Source organism: Methylicorpusculum sp. (assembly GCF_030651835.1).
Lineage (GTDB): Bacteria > Pseudomonadota > Gammaproteobacteria > Methylococcales > Methylomonadaceae > Methylicorpusculum.
On sequence record NZ_JAUSBX010000007.1, the window covers coordinates 1 to 23174 of the forward strand.

Here is a 23174-nt window from a genome sequence, read left to right on the forward strand (position 1 = left end):
CTAAAGCTGTTCAAAATCGTTCCCGCCGATTTTGTCTTTGCTTGTCCAAAGAAAAGTATCCAAAAGAAAAGACACCCGGAGGCCGCTGCATCCTGCGCGCTGACGATTTCACCGAGGGTTTTCGGATGGGCTATCCCTAGCCCTCCGAAAACGAGCGGCATCCCTGCCGCTCCCCTAGCGGGCAATTCTCGGCAAAATCGCCAGTGCTCGGCGCGGCCAAACGGGAACCAGGGTGGGTCACCATAAGTTAAACCAAATTGACTATGCGCTCTAAGCAACCAGATAACATATTGATATATATATTATTTTAATGCGTTTGCCTTGGGATTGCAGGAATCCAGGGCACAAGGAGGTGTTCAGCGCTCGCCATCCATGGCATCTGAATCTGGCAATCACCCGGCATTCCCTGACCGGGGCAGGCTCTGCCGAGATGACAATTTTTAACTGAGCTGATTGATCTTTATATTCAGGAAATATGTTAAAGAAGGTGGGCTAAGGTCATTTGGTCCGGTAAGCCTGTTTCCGGTAATTTTTTGACCCGTTGAAATTCACGAACGGCGTCGATTGTTTCCTTGTCGTAAATTCCCGTGGGATCTCCTGTCAACAAGCCCCGTAGCTTAAGTTTTTGCTGCAGACGGCGAACGATGTCCGCGTACAGAACGACGGACTGATCGGCAACCGTTGCGCTGACCGGTTCCGATTTGCTCTTCAGTCGTCCCGTTTTAACCCCTTGCAAGACATGATAGGCGGATTGATGAAAACTTTTTTCGGGATTTTGGCGGCAGTGATTTGCTACGGCTGACATCAATAATTCAGTACTTTGCCAGGGCACCAGATCGAATGTATCTTGTTCTTGTTGGTTGGCGTAAGTAATAAATCCTTCGATCCAGCCCGCCAAACTGATGAATTCGGGTCCTTTGGTTTCCAGCGCTGTTAAATAATGTTCGCAACCGATCCGTCCTCCGCCTTTGACCATGAATCGCCCCTGCTCATCAGCTGCGTTTACCGATGCGGACAGACAAACATATGTCATGACCAACGTTGCCGTGAATTGCATTGAAATCTTCATCTTTAATTCCGATTAGTTTTTGGCTGGAATAAGTTTAAAAAGGACCGCGTTCAAATGAGCGAACCGAAAGAGTTGTGCTGATAAAACTGGTGGAATAGGCCGATACCCGGAGAGAGTATCGGCACTTGAATGGCTCGTTGAAATCAGGCTTTATCAAGGGATCTGCGGCGAAGACCGGCTAAACCCAGGATGCCCGAGCCTAGTAACCAGACCGCAGCAGGAACCGGTACCGGATTGATACGACCTGAGCTCGATAAGGGATAGGCATCGGCAGTAATGACGCCATTGAGTCCTAATTGGATGTAACCGAGTAATGCGTCGGCATAACCTGTGCTCAAAATAGTCTTGGTGACGTCTGAGCCGAAATTGTAACCGTCCGGTGTGCCTGAGCCGGCCAGGAAACTGTTGGTAGCAATGTCGAACAAACCTTCAAAATTCACTTGTTCGTTGATCGACCATACTTTCGTCCCATCCGCCAACCGGATTTCGATAATCCGGTTTCCAGCCGCCCGATTACTGTCGTAATCGAACTCGAATCCGCTAATTTGGGCGAATCGTCCGTCCGTTCCAGTGCCGCTGGCTTGAATCCGAGAAACGGAATTTTCCAGAGCGGCAATCAGTGTCGGCACGCTCACATTGCCGATGACGGCCATGGAGTTTTGGAAGGGCAGTACCGCTTGAACCTCTCCTTGAGTGATCAGACCGTTTTCGTCATTGTCCAGGTCTTCCCGAATGCCGCCAGAATTGGTTAGACCGAGGAGCCGGTTCACTTCCGTCAGGCCTTTATTTTCATTTTGCACGGCCCAAACAAACGCGTCGGCAATTAGATTGCCCAAATTGGTTTCACGTTGTCTTATGACTCTGGGACCGTTGGTATTCCCTTCACTGTGCTCCAGGAAGACGTTCGTAGTTGCAACTTGCTGAGCATTGGCCGCTGCCAAGGCATTATTCAAAGGAGCGATTACTGAGGCTTGCATTTCAGGATCGGCGCTGACGGCATTTTTGTCGACCACGACAGGGTTGCCTGAAACGTTAACGACCTTGCCGTCGCCGTCGAATTCGACATCCAATTTTCCAACATAGAGATATTCACCCACGGTAGTGACCACCGCGACGTTTTTACCGTCGGCATCCTGTACGGTCAAAGGATATTGACCGCTGCGTTGCGCCACTGTATTCCGGGCGTTATCGGCATTCAACAGTAATTCGTCGCCGCCCCCGGCGATGACCACGTCTATCCCTTTCAGTTGAGGAATTAATGCCAATTCATTACCGATGGCCTGCAAATGGGACGACAGGATGATTTTGTTGATGCCTTGACTTTCCAGTGCGGTCACTTCGGCCTGAATGGCACTCAATACCGGATTGACCGTTACATTGCCGGGCGATGAGACATTAGGCAAAGTTTCGGTGGTCACGCCGATGATGCCGTATTGATTGCCGTTTTTAGTGACGATCGTGCTTTTCGCGATACTGCCGGTATTGACCAGACTTTGCAGGTTGGTTTCGCCTGAAAAATTCAGATTGGCCGACAGGAATGGCGCGGTTCCGCCTTGACCGTTATAAAAAGTGATGAAGTCAGCCAATACTTGGGGGCCGAAATCGAAATCATGGTTGCCGATGGTGATGGCATCGTAACCGATCTGTTGCAATGCCAGTGCGTCGTAATAGGTTCTTGATCCTAAAGGTCCGCTAGCCAGACTCGCGTTGAAAGCCAAGCCGGCCAAAAAATTATCTCCGGACGAAATCGTCAATTGATCGCGCCCGGCATTTTGAATCCGTAAACTGTCCAGTGTCGTTTTGAAATAGGCGGCGCCACCGAAGTTGGCGTCGCCGAACAACTTGGATTCTCCATCGTTATTGTGAAATAAGGTCAGACTGCTGAAAGTCTCAGTATTAGCGAACGAAGAGTTCGCGGTAGCGAGCGCAGCCACTAAAAAAGCTTTGGTAATGGGTGTTGTAAGTTGCATGATCGTTTCTCTGATAAAGATTCTGAACATCGGGGTTTCGTAAATCATTTCATTGATCGCGAAAACCCCGATCGGATAGGGTTATAGTAAGTCCAAAAAAATCAGGACTGAGCTCTGCGAAATCCGATCAGGCCGAACAGAGCCGAACCCATTAACCAAACGGCAGCAGGTACCGGTACCGGTGATCCAGTGACAGTTACCATGTCGAAACGCCAAGTACCCGCTGTTCCGTAGCTGCTGGTGCCATTTGATGGGAGGTAGGTGGATGAGTCCGGAGCAAATGTGGCGAGGATACGGAAGGCGAAATTGGCGTTATCGGATACGCCGGGAATCGCACTAAAGTCGATCATCCGGTTGTTGAACCAGGTATCACCGCTGTTACCGTCGAAAACAGTGCTGTCTATGAAGGAGTTACCGTCGAGTGAGTATTGCACCTGTTCGTAACGCGAACTGGTGTTGCTGTGGCGTAAGTCATAGCTGATCGAAATGTTTTGGTATCCAAGGGTGCTAACGTTGAATTGCACGCCTCGGGTTTTGTCGCCGGTGCCTTGTGCCGCGTATGTCGTGGTTTGCCAACCTGAATTGTCGCTCAGGGCCGGATCGGATGAACCACCGCTGGCCGAACCACTGGCGAAGGATGCGGCAACACCGCCAACCAGTGACGCGTTGCCGTTGCCAATATTGGGAACCGTAGTACCCGTGCCTGTAGCATTGTCCGGGACGATGGAGTTGAAATTCCACTGGGTGATGACGTTGGCTTGGGAGCCCGCACTGACTAAGCTCAGCGCGAATGCCGCGAGTAACAAGTTCGAATTCATTCTGGGGCCTCTTTCAAAGGAAAAAATCGGTTAAAAAATGATGAATGTGCAAATTTAACCCGATTCAGACCTTAAAAATTAATGCCCAGACCGGGTGTGCCGTTACCTGGAAACGGCCCTTTAATTAAAATCGAGAGGAGTGACTGAACGATGACAAATTGATTAAGATTTTGTGAATCGTATTCTGTTTTTGATTACCAATTTATGATAGGGCTTTTGTTGAATTGGTTGGCGGAAACTACTCGCTCTCTTTGAATTAAGGTTGTAGGTGCTTGATTTAAAAGGACGCATAAATACATCTCTGTAGCTCTCTGCAACATCCCTGTTGCAGAAGTCTTTTCAATCAAGCATCAACACCCACTAAAATTGGAGGGGGTGAGCAGATACGGCTGGAGATTCATTTTCTTTAGGGCTTGTAACAATGCTGTCATTTTAAGGACTTAACATGAGCTCAATTAAGCGTATGTTTGCTTTAATAATAGATGTGGCCACGGCACCAAATGGCGGGGTTCGGATGGCGTTGTTCTTTCACATTCTTGTGACCTGGATTCGCTTATGCGGTCTAACGGCTCCGGCAATCCATGTCGGATTGACGGTATGGATGCCACTTCCTGATCACTCTTTATGGGATGTCATAACGTATTAAGGTAAACCGGACCTCAGCGTTTTCATTTCTACTCATGACATTAGCCTGACCTAATTGTTTATAAGTGTCACAGTGATAAATTCCAACTTGAGTGACGTATTTTTCTTTAAGTCAACATGCGATCGTTCGATCAGTGAACACGATACTCCATTTCAACTCCAAATCATCTGCGAGTCGTAAGTGACTAGCGAGATGAACATGTCCGGTTATTTTTAACATCATGCATTCCAGCGAATTACTCAACAATACTAAGGGCTTATCAACGGTCAGATTGCTGCACCACTATGTAGAACCTTTTTTAGAGTCAGACTTAGCTGTTCTGGTGTTGGATTGTTTTATTAATGACAAAACTTTATTTGCCAGCGCCATTATCGATGACATGGGAAAACCCGTGGGTTTAGTTGAGAGAGGGCGGATAACCGAGATCTTTTTAAAACCCTTTGCCCGTGATCTGAACCATAAAAATCCGATCAAAAACATGATGGATAAAGAGCCCATTATTATTGATATCAATACCTGCATTGACGATTTGGCTCAGATAATCATTGAGTCCGGCATGAGGCATATGGTTAACGGGGTCATCATCGTCGAAAACGGTTTGTATTCAGGAATGGCGACCGGACATGCTTTACTTGAAGAGATTGCGCAGAGAAAGCAACGCGATTTATTTCAATTGGCTCATTACGATCAGCTGACCGGCGTGCCGAATCGTTTGCTGTTTAAAGATCGTTTACAACAAGCTTGCCTGAGTGCCAAACGTACAAAAAAATTGGTGGCATTGATTTTCGTTGATTTGGATCGCTTCAAATTTATTAACGATACAATGGGTCACAGTGCCGGTGATCAATTATTGATTGTCATTTCTGATCGACTGCAACAGTGCATGCGGGAATCCGATACTTTAGCGCGTTTGGGTGGGGATGAATTTGTTGTTGTTCTGCAAAACCTTGAAAGTATTGTTGATGCGGAAAAAGTAGCCGAATTGATAGTCGCCAAAATACGTGAACCGATGCAACTTTGTAATCGAAATTTAAGCATTTCAGCAAGTCTGGGGCTGGCCATTTATCCACTGCATGATGAGAACCTTGACGGCTTGATTCAAAAAGCCGATGCGGCCATGTATGAAGTAAAACAACAGGGCAGAAATACTTATCAGATTTATTGTGACACCCTGACTTTCGGGATGATCGAAAAAAATAAACTGGAAAGCCGGCTGAATACTGCCTTGGAAAATGATCAATTCTTTCTGGTGTATCAACCCCAAGTCGATGTAACCAAGAATAAAATGGTCGGAGTCGAGGCGTTATTACGCTGGAATCATCCGGAACTGGGCTTGGTGCCACCTATCAAGTTTATTCCCATCGCTGAAGATACCGGACTCATCCACGCAATCGGCGAGTGGGTATTGTATAACGTGGGCAGGCAACACCGAGAATGGATGGATCAAGGTATGCCGCCTGTCAAAATTGCAGTCAATATTTCACCCTTACAGTTTCGGCAAAAAGGTTTTTGCGACCTGATTAAAGCGGTTATTGATGAAACGAGTATTGATCCTCAGTATCTTGAATTGGAACTTACTGAAGGTTTGATGATGACGAACACGGAGTATGTCGCTCAAACATTGGCACAGCTAAGGGAAATAGGCATCAAATTAGCCATAGATGATTTTGGAACCGGTTATTCCAGCTTAAGTTATCTGCATAAATTTGCTGTTGACCGGATCAAAATCGATCAGTCGTTTATTCGTAACATCTCCAAGACAGTCGCTAATCAGGCGATAGTTCGCGCGATTATGGCGCTTGGCAATAGTCTGAATATAGAAATGATCGCTGAAGGGGTAGAAAGCATGGCTGAACTTGAAGCCATTAAACTGTTTGATTGTCAGGAAATTCAAGGTTATTTGATCTCCAGGCCAATACCTGCCAACGAATTGAATGTGTGGTTCCAAAGCTACGTAAAACAACATCATTGAAAGAGACAATAAGCTACATATCAGGCGGTCTGTGCCCTGGTTTGGTGAACAGAAAAAGCTAAGGTCGTATTTTCACGTTTTTTGAGCTTGCCGACGTTCTTTGGGTATCCGGACCCCATTCGCTTCGTTGGTCATAAACCGGTAACAAAGATCAGGCAAACTTTATCCCATGAAAAAAGCGGTTGCTTGACTGACCGGCTAATTTAAATTAATCACTTACGAATAAAACGGAGTCCATGGAACTCTCGGTTTTAACACTGAACCTGCATACCTATCAGCAACATCCCCGTCATTGCTGTTTTGACACGATGCATCAGCATGAGCGCGAGGTGCAGATCATCGCTGAAGCCATTGCTCATTTACAGATTGACGTCATTGCTTTTCAGGAAGTTGGCGAATACATGTACGATCCTATTACCCATCCTTACGGTGAGTCACCGTCGAACATGGCGTTTAGGATATGTAACAAATTGCGGACTTGGGGACTTTGGTATCACCTTCATCAGGATTGGAGTCATATCGGCTTTTATCGCTGGCGGGAAGGGACTGCGATTTTAAGCCGCTACCCAATGCACCATAATTATTCGGCTTATGTTTCCAGAGACCACCGCCGAGACAATTATATGTCCCGAAACGTCACTCTGTCCTGTATTGATGTTCCGTGGTTTGGGTTGTTACATGTTGCCAACGTCCACTTAAGCTGGGCGCATCATGGCTTTTATGAAGAGTTTTATAACCTTAAACAATTAATCTATTCACGCCTGCATTTTGGCGTCAGAGCGGATTTGATAGCGGGTGATTTCAATGCGCCTGCCGGAGAACAGGCGTATCAGACTATTGTTGGCAATGGCGAATATGTGGATCAATATTTCAGCGTGCATCCGCAGCGTTTTTACCAGCCCAGTTATCATGGCCAGATTGACGGCTGGAAAAACGATAGTCCCAAACGTATCGACTATATCTTCAAACGTAACGGTAGTGCCATGCAAATCAGGACGATGGATTTAATTTTCAATGATCATTTCTATCCTGTCGTTTCAGATCATTTTGGTTATTTGGCCCGATTCGATCTTTTTTGAGCGTGTTCACTTACATGACAACAAAATCGCGCCGGGTCAAAGCGCTTCAATCATTCCCCTATCGCATCCATGTATAAAACCCGTGTTGCCCATTTATCCTATGATTTTAGGAATTTGCGAAACCTGATGGCCAAAGCGACGCCGGCGCGGTCGGGTGATTATCTGGCCGGTGTGGCAGCCGTTAATAATCTGGAACGCGTTGCCGCCCAATTTGTGCTGGCCGATATGCCGCTTAAACAGTTTCTCAATGAAGCCGTGGTGCCTTATGAACGGGACGAAGTCACACGACTGATTATTGACGAACATGATCAGGTTGCTTTTGCCCCTATTAGCCATCTGACCGTGGGTGATTTTCGCAACTGGTTATTATCTGAACAAGCCACACCAGAGACACTTTCTGCTGTTTCACAAGGTTTGACGCCGGAAATGGTGGCGGCCGTGTCTAAAATCATGCGTATCCAGGATTTGATCCTGGTTGCCAAAAAATGCCGGGTGATTACCCGTTTCCGTAATACCATCGGCCTGGAAAAGCGCTTTTCGACGCGCTTGCAACCGAATCATCCCACTGATGACCCGGCCGGCGTTGCGGCCAGTCTACTGGACGGTCTGCTCTACGGCTGCGGTGATGCCGTTATCGGAATCAACCCTGCCACCGATAATCTTGAGGCGACGTTGCGCTTGTTGCACATGCTCAACGATGTCATCGAACGTTATCAAATACCGACTCAAGCCTGTGTGTTGGCGCATGTCACAACCACACTAAAAGCCATTGAACAGGGTGCGCCGGTCGATTTGGTCTTTCAGTCCATTGCCGGAACGCAAAAGGCCAATGACAGCTTTGGCATCAGTTTAAGTCTATTGAAAGAAGCTCACTTGGCAGCATTGGACCTGAATCGAGGCCCGCTGGGCAACAACTGCATGTATTTTGAAACCGGGCAGGGCAGTGCGTTATCAGCGAATGCTCATGAAGGCTTAGATCAACAAACCTGTGAGGCCAGAGCTTACGCGGTTGCTCGTAAATTTTCGCCGTTGCTGGTCAATACCGTGGTCGGATTTATCGGCCCCGAATACCTTTACGATGGTAAACAGATTATCCGCGCCGGCTTGGAAGATCATTTTTGCGGTAAATTATTGAGTCTGCCCATGGGCTGCGATGTCTGTTACACCAATCACGCCGAAGCCGATCAGGATGATATGGATATGTTGCTGACTCAATTTGCCATTGCCGGAGGCACCTTTGTCATGGGTGTACCCGGAGCCGATGATGTGATGCTCAATTATCAATCCACCTCGTTTCATGATGCGCTGTATGTACGTCAACTGATGGGTTTGCGACCGGCGCCTGAATTTGAGCAGTGGCTTCAGCAACACGAAATTTTTAACGCGGTTAATCAGTTGCAACAAAGGTCTGACGTGCCTGAACTGTTTAAATCGTCTTTACAAAAGCTGCCTATATTAAGGCTATGTTCGCGTTAGTAGTTGAAAGTAAATCAACACCGTCATTCCGGCATGGATTGCCGGAACCCAGGTCACAAGGATGTGAAAGCCTAACGCAATCCATGGCTTCTGGACCCCGGCAATCCCTGCCGGGGCGACGCCTACTATTAGCCTAAATTAAACTATGAGTGATCTTACTGATCCTAATGATCTGGAGCTAAGCCACGATCCCTGGCTGAGCATGAAACAATTCACCCCGGCGCGTATTGCATTAGGGAAGGCGGGCATGAGTTTGCCGACGCAAGCCTGTCTGGATTTTCAGTTGGCTCATGCTTTGGCGCGTGATGCAGTGAAAAGTCCTTTGGACTTTTCGGCGCTGACTCGACACTTAAATCAGCAGGGAATGGCGGCCATCACCTTGCAAACTCAAGTGGAACATCATCGCGCCTACTTGCAAAGACCTGATTTGGGCCGCCTACTGAGCGAGTCAGCTTTACAGACTTTAACGCAGTTGGAAAGTAGGCCGTTTGATGCCGTCGTGGTGGTGGCCGACGGTTTATCATCGAAAGCCATTGAACGGCATGCCATCCTTTTTTTGACTTTATTACTACCCGAACTGTCTCATCGCGGCTACGCAGTGCCGCCGATGTGTCTGGTCCGGCATGGACGGGTTGCCATTGGCGATGCGTTAGCCGAACATTTTTCAGCCCGATTGTGTATGGTGTTGATCGGAGAAAGACCGGGACTCAGTTCCCCCGACAGCATGGGAATTTATTTTACCTACCAGGCCAGATCCGGCAAGACTACGGATGCTGATCGCAACTGTATTTCCAATATCCACCAACATGGCCTGAGTTATGCACAAGCGCTCAAAAAATTACTCTATCTTATCGATGAAGCAGAGCGTTTACAGTTTTCGGGTGTCAATTTAAAAGACGAAACCAGCGATGCTCATCCTGCCTCGCAACTGGAACGGGCTAATTTTTTACTGGATTAAAATGCTGGGGGAGGGTGCCTTCCAATGCTTTATAGTTAAGCGTATTGAGTAGGAGCGGGCCATGCCCGCGATTGAACCGCCTTTTGTCGGGGGTATGGCCCGCAGTACAATACCGCCTATCGTTAAATGGCGATGTTTGCGGTAATTGTTGCCGTTGCCCCGGTTTGGATTGCCGGGCTCCAGAAGCCTTGGATGGCGAAAATCAATCACATCCTTGTGACCTGATTCCCGGCAATCCATGCCGGGATGACGGCTTCGATGTCTTTTCAACTATTAACTCGTGGTTTATACCCATTTAAAATCGGCAAAGAAAACAGTTGGAAATAAATTGCCAGATCCCGCTATGGATTACGGCGATACCGATTAGTCACGGTCACGGCCTTTATAAGGGTGCTGAGAAGCCGACAGGGTTTGGCTAAATACAACGTTGGCTTCAATATCCTTTAAATCCACGGTCATGGCTAGAGACTTGCGATCGATGTTAACCTCGCCGAAAAACTGAAGACCGGCGTAAAGAGATAAATTTACTTGGCCGGGTGCCGTTTCATGCTGTATCGATATTGCTTGATTTTGTTGGGTAATTGTTTGACTATTACGCCTCGTTTCCGGGTCAATCCCTGTCGTTGGCGTTGTTTGCCGACTACCTGAACGGCAACGATTTTCGGGGTATTTCCCTTTTGGATTAGAAACATCGATAGAATGTCAAAAAAAGGACTCAGCGAAGCCGACATCTGTGCCAAATACATTACACCCAAGCTGATTCAGTCTGGCTGGGATGAAGCGACACAAATCCGTCGGGAAGTGACGTTCACCAAGGGCCGGATTATCGTCCGGGGCCGACTGGTGACTCGCGGTAAAGCCAAGCGCGCCGATTATGTGTTGTACTATCAGCATATTCCCATTGCCATCATCGAAGCCAAGGACAACAACCACGCCATTGGCGACGGCATGCAACAAGCTCTTGATTATGCCGCCACATTGCAAGTACCGTTTGTATTCTCCAGCAATGGTGACGGTTTTCTGTTTCACGACAAAACCGGCCAATCCGACCCGTTGGAACAAATCCTCGCGCCGGATCAATTTCCAAGCCCCGCTCTCCTTTGGCAACACTATCGGCTTTGGAAGCATATCGATTCGCAGCAAGAAGACATCATCCTCGAACCCTATTACGACGACGGTAGCGGCAAAGAACCACGCTACTACCAGCGCAATGCCATCAACGCCACGATCGAAGCCATTGCAAAAGGCCAGGACCGTGTGCTTTTGGTGATGGCGACCGGCACAGGTAAAACCTACACCGCCTTTCAAATCATCTGGCGTTTGTGGAAATCCGACTGGCACAAAAGCAGGCAAAAGCGAGTCCTGTTTTTGGCCGACCGCAATATTCTGGTCAACCAAACCATGGTCAACGATTTTCGCCCCTTCGGCCCCGCCATGGCCAAGCTCAGCACCAACGCCAAAACCATCGAACGCAACGATGGCAGCTTCGTTGATTTGACTACTGCAATCGATAACAAACGCCGTATAGATACCGCCTATGAAATTTACCTTGGCCTTTATCAGGCACTGACTGGCCCTGAAGAGCGGCAAAAGATTTACCGTGAGTTATCGCCCGACTTTTTCGACCTGATCATCATCGACGAATGCCATCGGGGTAGCGCCGCCGAAGATTCTGCCTGGCGTGAAATTCTGGAGCATTTCAAACCCGCCACCCAGATTGGTTTGACCGCTACACCCAAGGAAACCGAATACGTTTCCAATCTCCATTATTTCGGTGAACCGGTTTACACCTATTCGTTAAAACAGGGTATCAGCGACGGCTTTCTGGCCCCGTATAAAGTCATCAAAGTGCATCTGGACATTGATGTCGAAGGCTACCGACCCAACAAAGGTGAAACCGACCGACAAGGACGGCTGATCGACGATCGCATTTACAACATCAAGGATTTCGACCGTAACATCATCATCGACAGCCGCACCCGGCGAGTCGCCAAATGGATTTCCGATTACCTCAAGCAAAGCGGCGACCGATACCAAAAGACCATCGTCTTCTGCGTTGATACCGAACACGCCGCATTATTGCGTCAGGCATTGATCCTGGAAAATCAGGATGAGGTGTTAAAAAACGAACGCTACATCATGCGCATTACCGGCGACGATGGTGCCGGCATCGCCCAACTGGATAACTTTATCGACCCGGAATCCACCTACCCGGTCATCGTCACCACCTCGCGCCTGTTATCAACCGGTGTGGATGCCCAAACGTGCAAACTGATCGTTATCGACCGCTCCGTTGGCTCGATGACCGAATTCAAGCAAATTCTGGGGCGTGGTACCCGACTGTATGAATACCTGAAAAAATTCTATTTTACGCTGGTCGATTTTCGCCAAGCCAGTGCGCATTTTGCCGACAAAGATTTTGACGGCGAACCGGTCCAAATCTACGCACCTGACGAAGACGATCCTGTCACGCCGCCGGACGCCATTCCCCCGACTGTCGATCCCGAAAACCCGATCTCGGATACTCCCGCCGACGATGAAGAAATCCTGTTTGTACCGCCAACGCTAGAGCCGGACCCGCCAGACGTCAAAGAGCCGCCCCCCAAATACCGTGTCAAAGGTAAGCCGGTCAGCGTGTTGAAAGAACGGGTCGAATACCTGGACGAAAACGGCAAACTGATTACCGAATCCCTGCGCGATTTTTCCCGCAAAGCCATTCGTGCTCATTTCGCCAGCCTGGATCAGTTTTTAAAACGCTGGAAAAGCGCCGAACGCAAAGAGGCCATCATCGAAGAATTGGCCGAAGAAGGCTTGCTTTTGGAACCCTTGCTGGAAGAAGTCGGCAAAGACCTCGACCCCTTCGACCTGATCTGCCACATCGCCTTCGATCAGCCACCGCTGACTCGCCGGGAACGGGCCAACAACGTCAAAAAACGCGATGTATTCACCCAATACGGAGAACAAGCCCGTGCCGTTCTGGAAGCCTTGCTGGATAAATATCAGGACGAAGGCGTGGTCACCGGCCTGGATAATGTCAAAATACTGGAAATTGCCCCGTTCGACCGGATGGGCACTGCATTCCAATTGATCAAACAATTCGGCGGCAAAGCCCATTTCGAACAAGCCGTCCACGCACTGCAAGCCGCACTCTACGAGGAAGTCGCCTAACCCATGTCAGCCAGAAACACCGTTAAATCCATTCAAGACATCATGCGCCAGGACGTCGGCGTCGATGGTGATGCCCAGCGCCTGTCGCAACTGTGCTGGATGTTCTTTTTAAAAATCATCGACGACCAGGATCAGCAACTGGAAATCATGCAGGACGATTACCAATCGCCGATTCCTGAACAATTCCAATGGCGCAACTGGGCTGCCGATCCGGAAGGCATCACCGGCGACGCCTTGATGGCTTTCATCAATACCGAACTGTTCCCGGCCCTGAAAGATTTACTGGTGTTCGGCAAGCAAGCCAACCGCATTCGCGTGGTCAAAAGCGTGTTCGAAGATGCCTATAACTACATGAAGTCCGGCCAGTTGATGCGCCAAGTCATCAACAAAATCAGCGACGTCGATTTCAACGACCTCGCCGAGCGTAAGCATTTCGGCGATATTTATGAACAACTGCTCAACGACCTGCAAAGCGCCGGTAATGCCGGCGAATATTACACCCCACGCGCTGTTACTGCCTTCATGGTGGATCGTATCGATCCCAAGCCCGGCGAAATTCTGTTCGATCCCAGTTGCGGCACCGGCGGCTTTCTGACTTGCTCGATCCGCCACATGCGCGACCGCTACGTCAAAAAAGTCGAAAACGAACAATCGCTGCAAGCCAGTCTGCGCGCAGTCGAGAAAAAGCAGCTGCCCCACATGCTCTGCGTCACCAACATGCTGCTGCACGGCATCGAAGACCCCAGCTTTGTCCGCCACGACAACACCCTGGCCAAGCCCTACATCAGTTACGGCCAAGCCGACCGGGTTGACATCATTCTGACCAATCCGCCTTTTGGTGGTCGTGAGGAAGATGGCATCGAATCCAACTTCCCGGCCCATTTCCGTACCAAGGAAACCGCCGATTTGTTCCTGGCCTTGTTCATCCGCCTGCTCAAGCCCGGCGGCCGTGCCGCTATCGTTTTGCCGGACGGCTCGCTGTTCGGCGAAGGCGTCAAAACCCGCCTGAAAGAACACCTGTTGGAAGAATGTAATCTGCACACCATCGTGCGCCTGCCCAACAGCGTGTTCAAACCTTATGCCAGCATCGGCACCAACTTGCTGTTTTTCGAGAAAGGCCAGCCCACTCAGGACGTTTGGTTCTTCGAGCATCAAGTGCCGGTTACGCAAAAAGCCTACTCGATGACCAAACCCATCCGCGTCGAACACCTGCAAGGCTGTGTCGATTGGTGGGGCGGGGCGGATAGAGTAGGGCGCCAGGAAACCGAATACGCCTGGAAAGTGACCATCGATGATATCAAGGCCCGCAACTACAACCTGGATTCTAAAAATCCGCACACCATTGCCGACGATCACGGCGATCCGGCAGAACTGTTAGCCAAGCTGGAACAGGATGAACAAACCGTTGCCCATTTGCGTGACCAGCTCAAGAACATTCTGGCCGAGGCCTTACTGCGATGAACCAGCTTGCTAGCAGCGACTTCACAGAAATCACCCAACTGATCGTCAGCGCACGCCAACGTGCGGTGCAGGCGGTCAATACTGCCTTGATCGACCTGTATTGGCAGGTCGGTCAGATCATCAGCCGCAAGATCGAAGCCGCCGAATGGGGTGATGGCGTGGTGTCACAGCTAGCTGCTCATCTGGCTCAGACCCAACCCGGTTTGCGAGGTTTTACCCGTGCCAACTTGTTCAGAATGCGACAGCTTTACGAGGCTTATAAGGACGATGAAAAAGTCTCGGCACTGCTGAGACAATTACCCTGGACCCATAACCTGATCATCCTCAATCAAAGCAAACGCCCGGAAGAACGCGAGTTTTACCTGCGTCTGGCGATTAAAGAGCAATGGAGCAGCCGCGACCTGGAACGCCAACTCAAAACAGCCTTGTTCGAGCGCACCGTACTCAATCCCGCAAAAGTGTCAGCAGTGCTGTCACAAATTCACCTCGACACTTTGTCCGCCAGCTTCAAGAAATTCGTCATTCCGGCATGGATTGCCGGAATCCAGCCCACATGGATGTTGAAAAGCCTCTGATGACAAAGCACCCCTGCGTATACCTACTCGCCAGCCAACGCAACGGTACCTTGTACATCGGCGTCACTACGGACTTGGTCGGTCGGGTGTACCAACACCGAAACGAGCTGGCCGAAGGCTTCACCAAACGCTACAAAATACACGATCTGGTGTGGTACGAACCTCACCAAACCATGGAAAGCGCCATCCAGCGCGAAAAGCAACTTAAAAAATGGGATAGAAAAGCTAAAATAGGTTTGATTGAGCAGAACAACCCGCAATGGCAGGACTTATGGCCCGAATTATCCAAGCCTTAACCAACTCCGTCGTCCCGGCAGGGATTCGCTTGCGCGCTCTAACGGGTGCTGGGACCCAGACTGCAAGGATGCGACTGGCTCAATACTTTACTGTGATCGACACTGCCTACATCCCTGTAAACTGGACCCCGGCATTCCCTGCCGGGGCGACGGCCATTTGCACTTACAACCCAAAATAAAAGTATGAACCCGGAACAATTACTGCAACACTTCGACTGCATCAGCGAAGCGCCTGGGGCCAAACCGTTTAATACAGCTTACCTCCCTGTAAACTGGACCCCGGCATTCCCTGCCGGGGCGACGGCCATTTGCACTTACAACCCAAAATAAAAGTATGAACCCGGACCAATTACTGCAACATTTTGACCGCATTAGCGAAGCGCCGGATGCTATTCCGCGTTTACGGCGGTTTATACTGGATTTGGCGGTGCGCGGGAAATTGGTCGAGCAGGATCCGGATGATGAGCCGGCTGGGGAGTTATTGGCTCGGATTCAGGTTGAGAAAGAGCGATTGCTTAAAGAGGGAAATAACAAAGAATCAAAAACTCTAGCCCCAATCACCACTAATATGCCATATGAACTGCCAGCAACCTGGAAATGGGTTCCACTTGGGGTTTCTGTAAATAATCATGTTGGGGGAGGTACCCCGTCTAAGAATAATTCTACTTATTGGGGCGGCGACATTTACTGGGCAAGCGTCAAGGATATTGGCAAAGATAAGTACGTTGATTCAACGATTGACCGAATCACTGAAGCAGGTTTGGCGGATAGTTCTTCAAACCTAATTCCAGCAGGGAACCTTATCGTCGTAACTCGAATGGGCCTCGGAAAAGTTTCTATCAATCGGGTGGCAATTGCGATTAATCAAGACTTGCGTGCATTGTCGCTTTCGAGTCTTTCTGAAATCGACTACTTCTACAACTTTTTAAAGACGTATGGATTTAAAGGTTCAGGGTTAACTGTAAAGGGAATAAAGGTTGAAGAGCTTCTAAATATTCCATTCCCTTTAGCACCCCTCGCCGAACAACACCGCATCGTCGCCAAAGTCGATGAGTTGATGGCGCTGTGCGACCGGTTGCAGGCGGCGCAAACTGAGCGGGAACAAAGTCGCGACCGATTAGTGGCCGCCAGCCTGAATAGATTAAACCAGTCTGATCAAAGCCGTCGTCCCGGTAGGGATTGCCGGGATCCAGACTTCATGGACGAGAGCGGCTTGGGTTCCTTTCTACCTGATACGAATCCAAAACAGCAAAACGTCAGCAGCATGGAAGGTAAACAGGCATACATCCCTGTAAACTGGATCCCGGCAATCCCTGCCGGGACGACGGGCTTCGATGACGTGCGTTTCGTACTTGAAAACCTACCGCGCCTCACCACTCGTCCGGCCCACATTAAACAACTCCGACAAACCATCCTCAATCTCGCCGTCCGCGGGAAGCTGGTTCCGCAAAACACGAATGATGAGCCTGCGGCGGAGTTGTTGAAGAGGATTCAAACGGAAAAGAACCGTTTGTTTAAAGATGGAAAAATACCAAAACCGAAAATATCGGCATACATCTCCGATGTGGAACAGCCATTTTCCATTCCTATTGGTTGGACATGGGCTAGAGTTTGGGATGTTGCTCAATTAATAACATCTGGTTCACGCGACTGGGCAAAGTATTACTCAACTAAAGGTGCCGTTTTTGTAACGATGGGGAATTTGTCGAGAGGGCACTATAATCTGAGAACGGATTCATTTCGTTATGTTAATCCTCCCAAAGATGGCGAAGGCTCTCGTACAAAACTCGAGGTAAATGATTTACTTATTTCAATAACTGGCGATGTCGGAAATTTAGGTTTGATACCGTCGGATTTTGGCGATGCATATATTAATCAACATACTTGTCTGTTGCGCTTTATGCCAGAGGTTCAGAATCGGTATTTTCCAGAATTAATGCGATCACCTTGGGCAAAGCTTCAGTTCGATGCTCCTCAACGTGGAATCAAAAATAGTTTTAGGTTGGGTGATGTTGGAGAAATGTTAATTCCACTTCCCCCTCTCCCCGAACAACACCGCATCGTCGCCAAAGTCGATGAACTGATGGCGTTGTGCGACCAACTGGAAGCTCAGCTCACCCGCACCGCTGCCGACAGCCGCCGGCTACTGGAGTCCTTATTGCACGAAGCGCTGGTACCGGCCAGCAAACAAGCCGCATGAAGTTTGCCTCCCTTGCCATCATTGCCACCCTGTTGATAGTGCTGACCTTGCTTTGGCGGCACTGGCGGCGGAGCGTGCGTGCCGACTATATCCGCACTTACTCCTTTCCGCCGGCACTTTACGAGAAACTCCGCAAGCGGCGGCCGGAATTGGCGTTGAAGGATTGCCAATTGGTGGGGCGGGCTTTGCGGCAGTTTTTCCTGGCTTACTTGCAGGGCGGTTGCCGTTATGTTTCGATGCCGTCACAAGTCACCGACGACCTCTGGCATGAGCTGATTCTGTATACCCGCCATTACGACAACTTTTGCAAAAAAGCCTTTGGCGGCTTTCTGCATCATACCCCGGCGGTGGTGTTAAGTCGGAGCAAGCAAAACAACAGCGGTCTGCGCCGCATCTGGTGGCTGACCTGCCGCGAGGAAAGCATCGATCCTCGCAAACCCCTTCGTTTGCCGCTGCTGTTCGCTATCGACAAAAAACTCAATATCACCGACGGCTTTGTCTACGTGCCGGATTGCCGAGGCATCCGGCGCAGCGACGACACCGGCTCAAGTACCCCTTTTTGCGGCGGCGATTTTTCCAGTTCTGATTTCGACGGTTCAACCGACGGCTTTGGCGACTGGTCCGACAGCGGCGACAGCAGTGATGGCGGTTGCGGTGGTGGATGTGGCGGCGGGGATTAATTTCCAGCCCTTTTTTGAAACTGGCCTGGCTAAAATTGAGATCGGGAGCGTTAACAATTAAGGCCAACATAAGCTTAATTCATACCTCTGCAAACCTGAATAACGCTAAAAAACGAAGAAACTTCAGTTCATCAACGCTTTTCCCCATCCCCCTCTTTCCGAGTTTTCAAAAATCGTAATACGTTTAATCAAAATTTCGGGTAATCGTAATAGTCCTAAAACCTTAATCTCTCACACTATCTCAAGGCTTGACCTGATCTGCGGGTGTTATATCGACTTTTTGTAACGCTCAGTCAGAGTCGGTAAAGCGTCAGCACCGTTTTAATCCTGCTGGCAAAGGTAACAGAGCATACGGCGAGTCTGTTTTGGGTATTTAATTGAGGGGGGAGTTTTTCGATATGCTACGTTTTCAACATTATAAATTACGCATTACGGCTCTGGCTGTGCTGAGTGTGCTCAATTTAGGGGTGACCGCCCAAGCGGCTACACCGGTTTTTATTAACGAAATTCATTACGATAACGCGGGAACCGATGCCGGTGAGGCTATAGAAATTGTGGGTCCTGCAGGAACAGACCTGACCGGATGGCAAGTCATTCTCTATAACGGAGCCAATGGTCTAAGCTACAGCACCGTTACTCTGAATGGTGTATTGCCGGACGAATCAGGCTCCGGCATGGGAACGCTAATCATCGATTATCCCGTCAACGGTATTCAAAATGGTGCGCCTGATGGCATGGCATTAGTGGATGCAGCGAATAATGTGGTGCAATTTTTAAGTTATGAAGGTGCATTTACCGCATTGAATGGTCCTGCGGTCGGTAGGTTAAGTCAGGATATCAATGTGGCTGAAACCGGTGATACACCCTTAAATTATTCGCTGCAACTGACCGGAACCGGTTCCGAATATGAAGACTTTAGCTGGAATTCACCCAGTGAAAATAGTTTTGGACGGATTAATCCCAATCAATTTTTTGCGTCGGCGCCACCGCCTCCACCGCCCATTTCAAAGTGTGGTCAACCGGCGGTGTTAATCAGTGCTATTCAAGGTTCAGGCAGTGATAGTCCGTTGCTGGGTAGCGAGCAGTCTATAGAAGCCGTTGTTATTGGGGGTTTTCAGGACAGTAACGGCCTAAACGGTTTCTTTGTGCAGGAAGAAGACAGTGATGCGGATAACGATTCCAAAACATCCGAAGGTCTGTTTATCGCGTCTAACCTTCCTGTAACTGTCGGCGATAGGGTGCATATCGTGGGTACCGTGTCCGAGCGGTTTAATATGACGCGGTTGGAGTCAGTCAAGTCAGTCGATATCTGTGCCGGCGCATTACCTTTACCGGCGGTAACCGAGTTGAGTTTACCGTTTGATCCGGTTACTAATGATCCGGAGTGGCGTGAAGGGATGTTAGTCAATTTCCCACAAACGCTGACGGTAACAGAAAACTTCAATTTAGCCCGTTTTGGGGAAGTGATGGTTTCGTCCGGTTCGCGGTTGATGATTCCTACTCAAGTTGCCGATCCGGGTGACGCAGCCAATGCTGTTAAGGGTCAAAATTTGCTGAACCGTTTGGTTATTGATGACGGCAGTAATAGGCAGAACCCTGATCCGGTCGTTTATCCAGGGCCTAATGGCCTGAATGCTGATAACACCCTTAGAATTGGCGACACAGTGTCGGATGCGATAGGGGTTTTAGCTTATGATTTCAGCCTGTTTCGGTTGCATCCTACTGAAGCCCCCCAATTTTCCTCAACTAATGCAAGGCCAGCACCTCCAGTATTGCCGGGAATAGGTTCGCTGAAAGTCGCTTCATTCAATGTGCTCAATTATTTTAACGGTGACGGTTTAGGCGGCGGTTTTCCCACTTCGCGTGGCGCCAATTCGTTAGCTGAATTTAACCGACAACGGGATAAAATCATTGCGGCGATCGTCGATATGGATGCCGATATAGTCGGCTTAATGGAAATCGAGAATGACGGTTACGCGGCTCACAGTGCCATTGCGGATCTGGTTGATGGGCTTAATGCCGTGGCCGGATCAGGCACATATGAATACATCGATCCGGGCGTCAGTCGCATCGGCACCGATGAAATCGCGGTCGGTATTATCTTCAAATCCGCTAAGGCAGAGCCCGTAGCGGCCTCGGCGATTTTAGATAATTCGGTTGATCCGCGCTTTTTAGATACAAAAAGCCGGCCAGTATTAGCGCAAACTTTCCTGGACAAAGCGTCCAATAAAACCCTCACCGTTGCGGTAACGGTGTCCGGTTTTAATTATAGATACGCCATTAAAGCAGGCCGTAACTTGAGTTCAAAGAGCCGCTGAGAGCTTTTTTTAAGAAAATTGTTTTTGACGAAGCGCCAGGCCTGTTTGGTTATTTTTGAGAGTTTTTTGAAAAAAACCCGATTATAGTTTCCTTCCCAGTTAACAATGTAATCCGCGGCTTTTTTCTCATGCCTTCTTTGTTGGGTTTGATGATCTTCCTCTAAGCCCAGTTCTTGTGCTTTTTTATACAGAAACAGCCGCATCAAAAGATGTGTCGCTAAACCTAACAGAGCTTGCTGCTCAATAGCCATGGGGGATTTTGCCCAGGCCTTCGAGTTGGTCATATCTGTTTTGTAATTATCAAAATATTTTTCTTCATCCCAGCGCCGATGATAGAGAAAGGCTATTAGCCCGGGGGATAAATCATAGTCATTACTCAGATACTCATATTCCTTACCATCCGGTGCGTTAAACCGGATTAATCGCCACACCGCTGATGAGCTCCTCAAGTGTATCAACTGATCCGATACCACCCCGTCGTTGACAGGATCAGCGGCTATGGCCAGGTTTTCCAGCACCTGATATGAAAAACTGGATTTCATACGCGTAATCACGGTCGCTTTAACGTCTTTTTTACCTTGATCCCAATAACGCGCTTCAATAAAAGCTCGATCCACGACATAGAGGGCATTTTTTTGACGGGTCCACCATGAGGCTCGCCACACGTCTTTAACAAAACGCATTTCATCAATAGAGCGCGTTTCGGTATTCGAATCCACGGCAATCCCGGCACGCAGGTCATAGGTTGTCAGCGTCATGTGGCCTTTTCGGTTATCGGTGCCGCCCTCATGAGGATAGCAGGGCTGGTAATGGCTGGATTCATCTTGATAGGTGGCATCGAGCGCATAAATCGGTCGTGCGCCTAACTCTTTGAAATCGGCAAACCGATCGGGTAGTTCGTTTCGTGCATCGTTAACCAAGACTTGCAATGCGTCCCTGAGAATTTCTGTGCGCTGCAGATTAGCCAGGGCATCAGACCAGGTTGATCGTGCCAAAGGCACCTTGCCCGAAGACTCGTCCAGATCAAACAACGATTGAATCTGATCGCGCATTATTTGAGTTCCTTGTAGCTGGCGTAGACAGCCCAATAGGATAAAGAATTCAACGCTCAGTGTGGAAAAGCGTTTACGTGAGTAGCGGACTTTATCCAAGGTGTTTTGCAGTGGACGGAACCATTCTTCCAAAACCGTATTAGTCAGTAAAATCGCTTTTAGGGAGTCGAGTCTTTTTGTCATTATTTTGGCGTAAACTGTTGATTATAAACAATATTACGCGATCATGCTCTGACTGACCTGTCAAGCTTTTTTTAAATTATTTTTCATGCGCTCCGGCCTTTGCTATTCGTCCTTGAGCGCCCTATTAATCAAGTGTTCTCGGCCATTAAATGTGGCTGTTTGTGCTTTACGCGGCTCCAGTGCAACGCTGGTATCCATAGTTCTTGCTATCCTAAATAATATTGCGGACACCGTTACCGTTGCGGTCAATCACTTTAAATCCAAAGGGTCCAGCTGTGATGACGTGAGTGATCCCGATACCGGAGACGGTCAAGGGAATTGCAATTTAACCAGAACTGCTGCAGCGCTGGCGTTGGCAGACTGGTTGATGACCGATCCGACCGGCAGTAATGGGGCTAATGTCATGATTATCGGCGACTTGAATGCCTATGCCAAAGAAGATCCTATTGCCGCACTCAAGACCGCGGGTTACGTTAATCTGGTAGATAAGATGATTGGCGACAGTGCTGCTTACAGCTATGTGTTCGGCGGTGAGTCGGGTGTTTTGGATCATGCGCTGGCAAACTCCAGTTTGACCAAGCAAGTCAAAGGTTTAGCCGTATGGCATATCAACGCGGATGAACCCAGAGCCTTGGATTATAACGTCGAGTTCAAATCAGCCGGTCAAGTGACTGAGTTTTACAGTCCCGATGTCTTTCGTTCTTCCGATCATGATCCTTTGCTGGTTGAAGTGTTGGTTAAGGGCGATCTGGATAACGACGGTGATGTCGATAACCAAGACAGGGTTGCGTTCAGCCGAACGCTTGGTCAATGCGATGGTAAGAAAAACTACAACCCAGAGGCCGATTACGATCGCAGCGGCTGCGTAACTTATGCAGATTACCGTTCATGGTACAGCCACTTTAAAGATTATTCTGTCAAAGTGAAATAGCTGGGGGACAGCCGGAAAGTCTCAGGCTTTCCGGTTTCTCGAGACAAGCAATTCAGTCATTTCTGTCAGAACTAATAAGAATTTGAGTAAATTGTCGGCACTCGATAAAGCGATGGGTGATTCCCGCTTTACAACGTAAAGGCATAATTAATATTGGTAAACCCCCGGCTATGCCGGGGGACTCTCAAAGGTTTGACCTATAAGGCGGTCGCAACGATGCTCTTATCTCGACCAAAAGATAGGAGAATCGAAAATGAGAGAATATCAAAGTTTGAGCCATAGCAAATGGGATTGCAAATACCATGTGGTGTTTATTCCAAAG

20 protein-coding genes and 1 pseudogene are annotated in these 23174 nt (G+C 48.9%); 15 read left to right on the forward strand and 6 right to left on the reverse strand.

Annotation, left to right across the window (positions count from 1 at the left end; all coding sequences use genetic code 11):
* Positions 1–478: 478 nt before the first annotated feature.
* From Q7V32_RS00760 to Q7V32_RS00770, 3 genes are all read right to left on the reverse strand, one after another.
* Positions 479–1069 (reverse strand): peptidoglycan-binding protein, encoded by a 591-nt coding sequence (locus tag Q7V32_RS00760; RefSeq protein WP_304895083.1) that lies wholly within the window; start codon positions 1067–1069, stop codon positions 479–481.
* A 143-nt stretch (positions 1070–1212) separates the two neighbouring features.
* Positions 1213–3087, reverse strand: coding sequence for a 5'-nucleotidase C-terminal domain-containing protein (locus Q7V32_RS00765; RefSeq protein WP_304895084.1), 1875 nt, complete (start codon positions 3085–3087; stop codon positions 1213–1215).
* A 53-nt stretch (positions 3088–3140) separates the two neighbouring features.
* Positions 3141–3563, reverse strand: a complete 423-nt coding sequence (locus Q7V32_RS00770; protein WP_304895085.1) for a VPLPA-CTERM sorting domain-containing protein — start codon at positions 3561–3563, stop codon at positions 3141–3143.
* Here Q7V32_RS00770 and Q7V32_RS00775 point away from each other — a divergent pair.
* The 6 genes from Q7V32_RS00775 to eutC all read left to right on the forward strand — a co-directional run bounded on the left by Q7V32_RS00775 (position 3553) and on the right by eutC (position 9988).
* Positions 3553–3891 carry a hypothetical protein gene (locus Q7V32_RS00775; protein WP_304895086.1) on the forward strand — a complete coding sequence of 113 codons (339 nt, stop codon included), beginning with the start codon at positions 3553–3555 and terminating at the stop codon, positions 3889–3891. The two genes, Q7V32_RS00770 and Q7V32_RS00775, sit on opposite strands and share 11 nt — an antisense overlap.
* A 411-nt stretch (positions 3892–4302) precedes the next feature.
* On the forward strand, positions 4303–4503 hold the full coding sequence (locus Q7V32_RS00780; RefSeq protein ID WP_304895087.1) for a hypothetical protein: 201 nt from the start codon (positions 4303–4305) through the stop codon (positions 4501–4503).
* Between the two features lie 220 nt (positions 4504–4723).
* A complete protein-coding gene (locus tag Q7V32_RS00785) occupies positions 4724–6475 on the forward strand; it encodes an EAL domain-containing protein (protein ID WP_304895088.1) in 1752 nt (583 codons plus the stop codon).
* Positions 6476–6711: 236 nt separating this feature from the next.
* On the forward strand, positions 6712–7554 hold the full coding sequence (locus Q7V32_RS00790; protein ID WP_304895089.1) for an endonuclease/exonuclease/phosphatase family protein: 843 nt from the start codon (positions 6712–6714) through the stop codon (positions 7552–7554).
* A gap of 69 nt (positions 7555–7623) precedes the next feature.
* Positions 7624–9030, forward strand: coding sequence for an ethanolamine ammonia-lyase subunit EutB (locus tag Q7V32_RS00795; protein ID WP_304895090.1), 1407 nt, complete (start codon positions 7624–7626; stop codon positions 9028–9030).
* Positions 9031–9175: 145 nt separating this feature from the next.
* Positions 9176–9988, forward strand: a complete 813-nt coding sequence (gene eutC / locus Q7V32_RS00800; RefSeq protein WP_304895091.1) for an ethanolamine ammonia-lyase subunit EutC — start codon at positions 9176–9178, stop codon at positions 9986–9988.
* Here eutC and Q7V32_RS00805 read toward each other — a convergent pair.
* Both Q7V32_RS00805 and Q7V32_RS00810 read right to left on the reverse strand, forming a co-directional pair.
* Positions 9977–10258, reverse strand: coding sequence for a hypothetical protein (locus tag Q7V32_RS00805; RefSeq protein ID WP_304895092.1), 282 nt, complete (start codon positions 10256–10258; stop codon positions 9977–9979). The genes eutC and Q7V32_RS00805 overlap by 12 nt on opposite strands.
* 254 nt (positions 10259–10512) lie before the next feature.
* Positions 10513–10680: a hypothetical protein gene (locus tag Q7V32_RS00810; protein WP_304895093.1), complete on the reverse strand. Its 168-nt coding sequence runs from the start codon at positions 10678–10680 to the stop codon at positions 10513–10515.
* A 7-nt stretch (positions 10681–10687) separates the two neighbouring features.
* Between Q7V32_RS00810 and hsdR the strand changes: the two genes are divergently transcribed.
* The 7 genes from hsdR (at position 10688) to Q7V32_RS00845 (ending at position 20686) form a co-directional block, all read left to right on the forward strand.
* Positions 10688–13156: an EcoAI/FtnUII family type I restriction enzme subunit R gene (gene hsdR, locus Q7V32_RS00815; RefSeq protein ID WP_304895094.1), complete on the forward strand. Its 2469-nt coding sequence runs from the start codon at positions 10688–10690 to the stop codon at positions 13154–13156.
* A 3-nt stretch (positions 13157–13159) separates the two neighbouring features.
* The gene (locus tag Q7V32_RS00820; RefSeq protein WP_304895095.1) at positions 13160–14617 is read left to right on the forward strand and encodes a class I SAM-dependent DNA methyltransferase; all 1458 of its coding nucleotides are present in this window, start codon (positions 13160–13162) and stop codon (positions 14615–14617) included.
* Positions 14614–15192: a DUF1016 N-terminal domain-containing protein gene (locus Q7V32_RS00825; protein ID WP_304895096.1), complete on the forward strand. Its 579-nt coding sequence runs from the start codon at positions 14614–14616 to the stop codon at positions 15190–15192. Before Q7V32_RS00820 ends, Q7V32_RS00825 begins: the two co-directional genes overlap by 4 nt.
* A complete protein-coding gene (locus Q7V32_RS00830; protein ID WP_304895097.1) occupies positions 15192–15488 on the forward strand; it encodes a GIY-YIG nuclease family protein in 297 nt (98 codons plus the stop codon). The genes Q7V32_RS00825 and Q7V32_RS00830 overlap by 1 nt, the downstream gene beginning before the upstream one ends.
* A 334-nt stretch (positions 15489–15822) precedes the next feature.
* The gene (locus Q7V32_RS00835) at positions 15823–17688 is read left to right on the forward strand and encodes a restriction endonuclease subunit S (protein WP_304895098.1); all 1866 of its coding nucleotides are present in this window, start codon (positions 15823–15825) and stop codon (positions 17686–17688) included.
* Positions 17685–18368 (forward strand): hypothetical protein, encoded by a 684-nt coding sequence (locus Q7V32_RS00840; protein ID WP_304895099.1) that lies wholly within the window; start codon positions 17685–17687, stop codon positions 18366–18368. Before Q7V32_RS00835 ends, Q7V32_RS00840 begins: the two co-directional genes overlap by 4 nt.
* A gap of 398 nt (positions 18369–18766) precedes the next feature.
* Positions 18767–20686 (forward strand): ExeM/NucH family extracellular endonuclease, encoded by a 1920-nt coding sequence (locus Q7V32_RS00845; RefSeq protein ID WP_304895100.1) that lies wholly within the window; start codon positions 18767–18769, stop codon positions 20684–20686.
* Here the strand turns inward: Q7V32_RS00845 and Q7V32_RS00850 are convergent.
* Complete coding sequence (locus Q7V32_RS00850; RefSeq protein ID WP_304895101.1) at positions 20635–21921, reverse strand: transposase; 1287 nt, start codon at positions 21919–21921, stop codon at positions 20635–20637. The genes Q7V32_RS00845 and Q7V32_RS00850 overlap by 52 nt on opposite strands.
* Before the next feature lie 151 nt (positions 21922–22072).
* On the opposite strand from Q7V32_RS00850, the gene Q7V32_RS00855 reads away from it, so the two are divergent.
* Entirely contained in the window at positions 22073–22852 is a 780-nt protein-coding gene (locus tag Q7V32_RS00855) for a hypothetical protein (protein ID WP_304895102.1), read from the forward strand.
* 253 nt (positions 22853–23105) lie between these two features.
* Positions 23106–23174, forward strand: a pseudogene (locus Q7V32_RS00860) (IS200/IS605 family transposase); the annotation flags it as partial.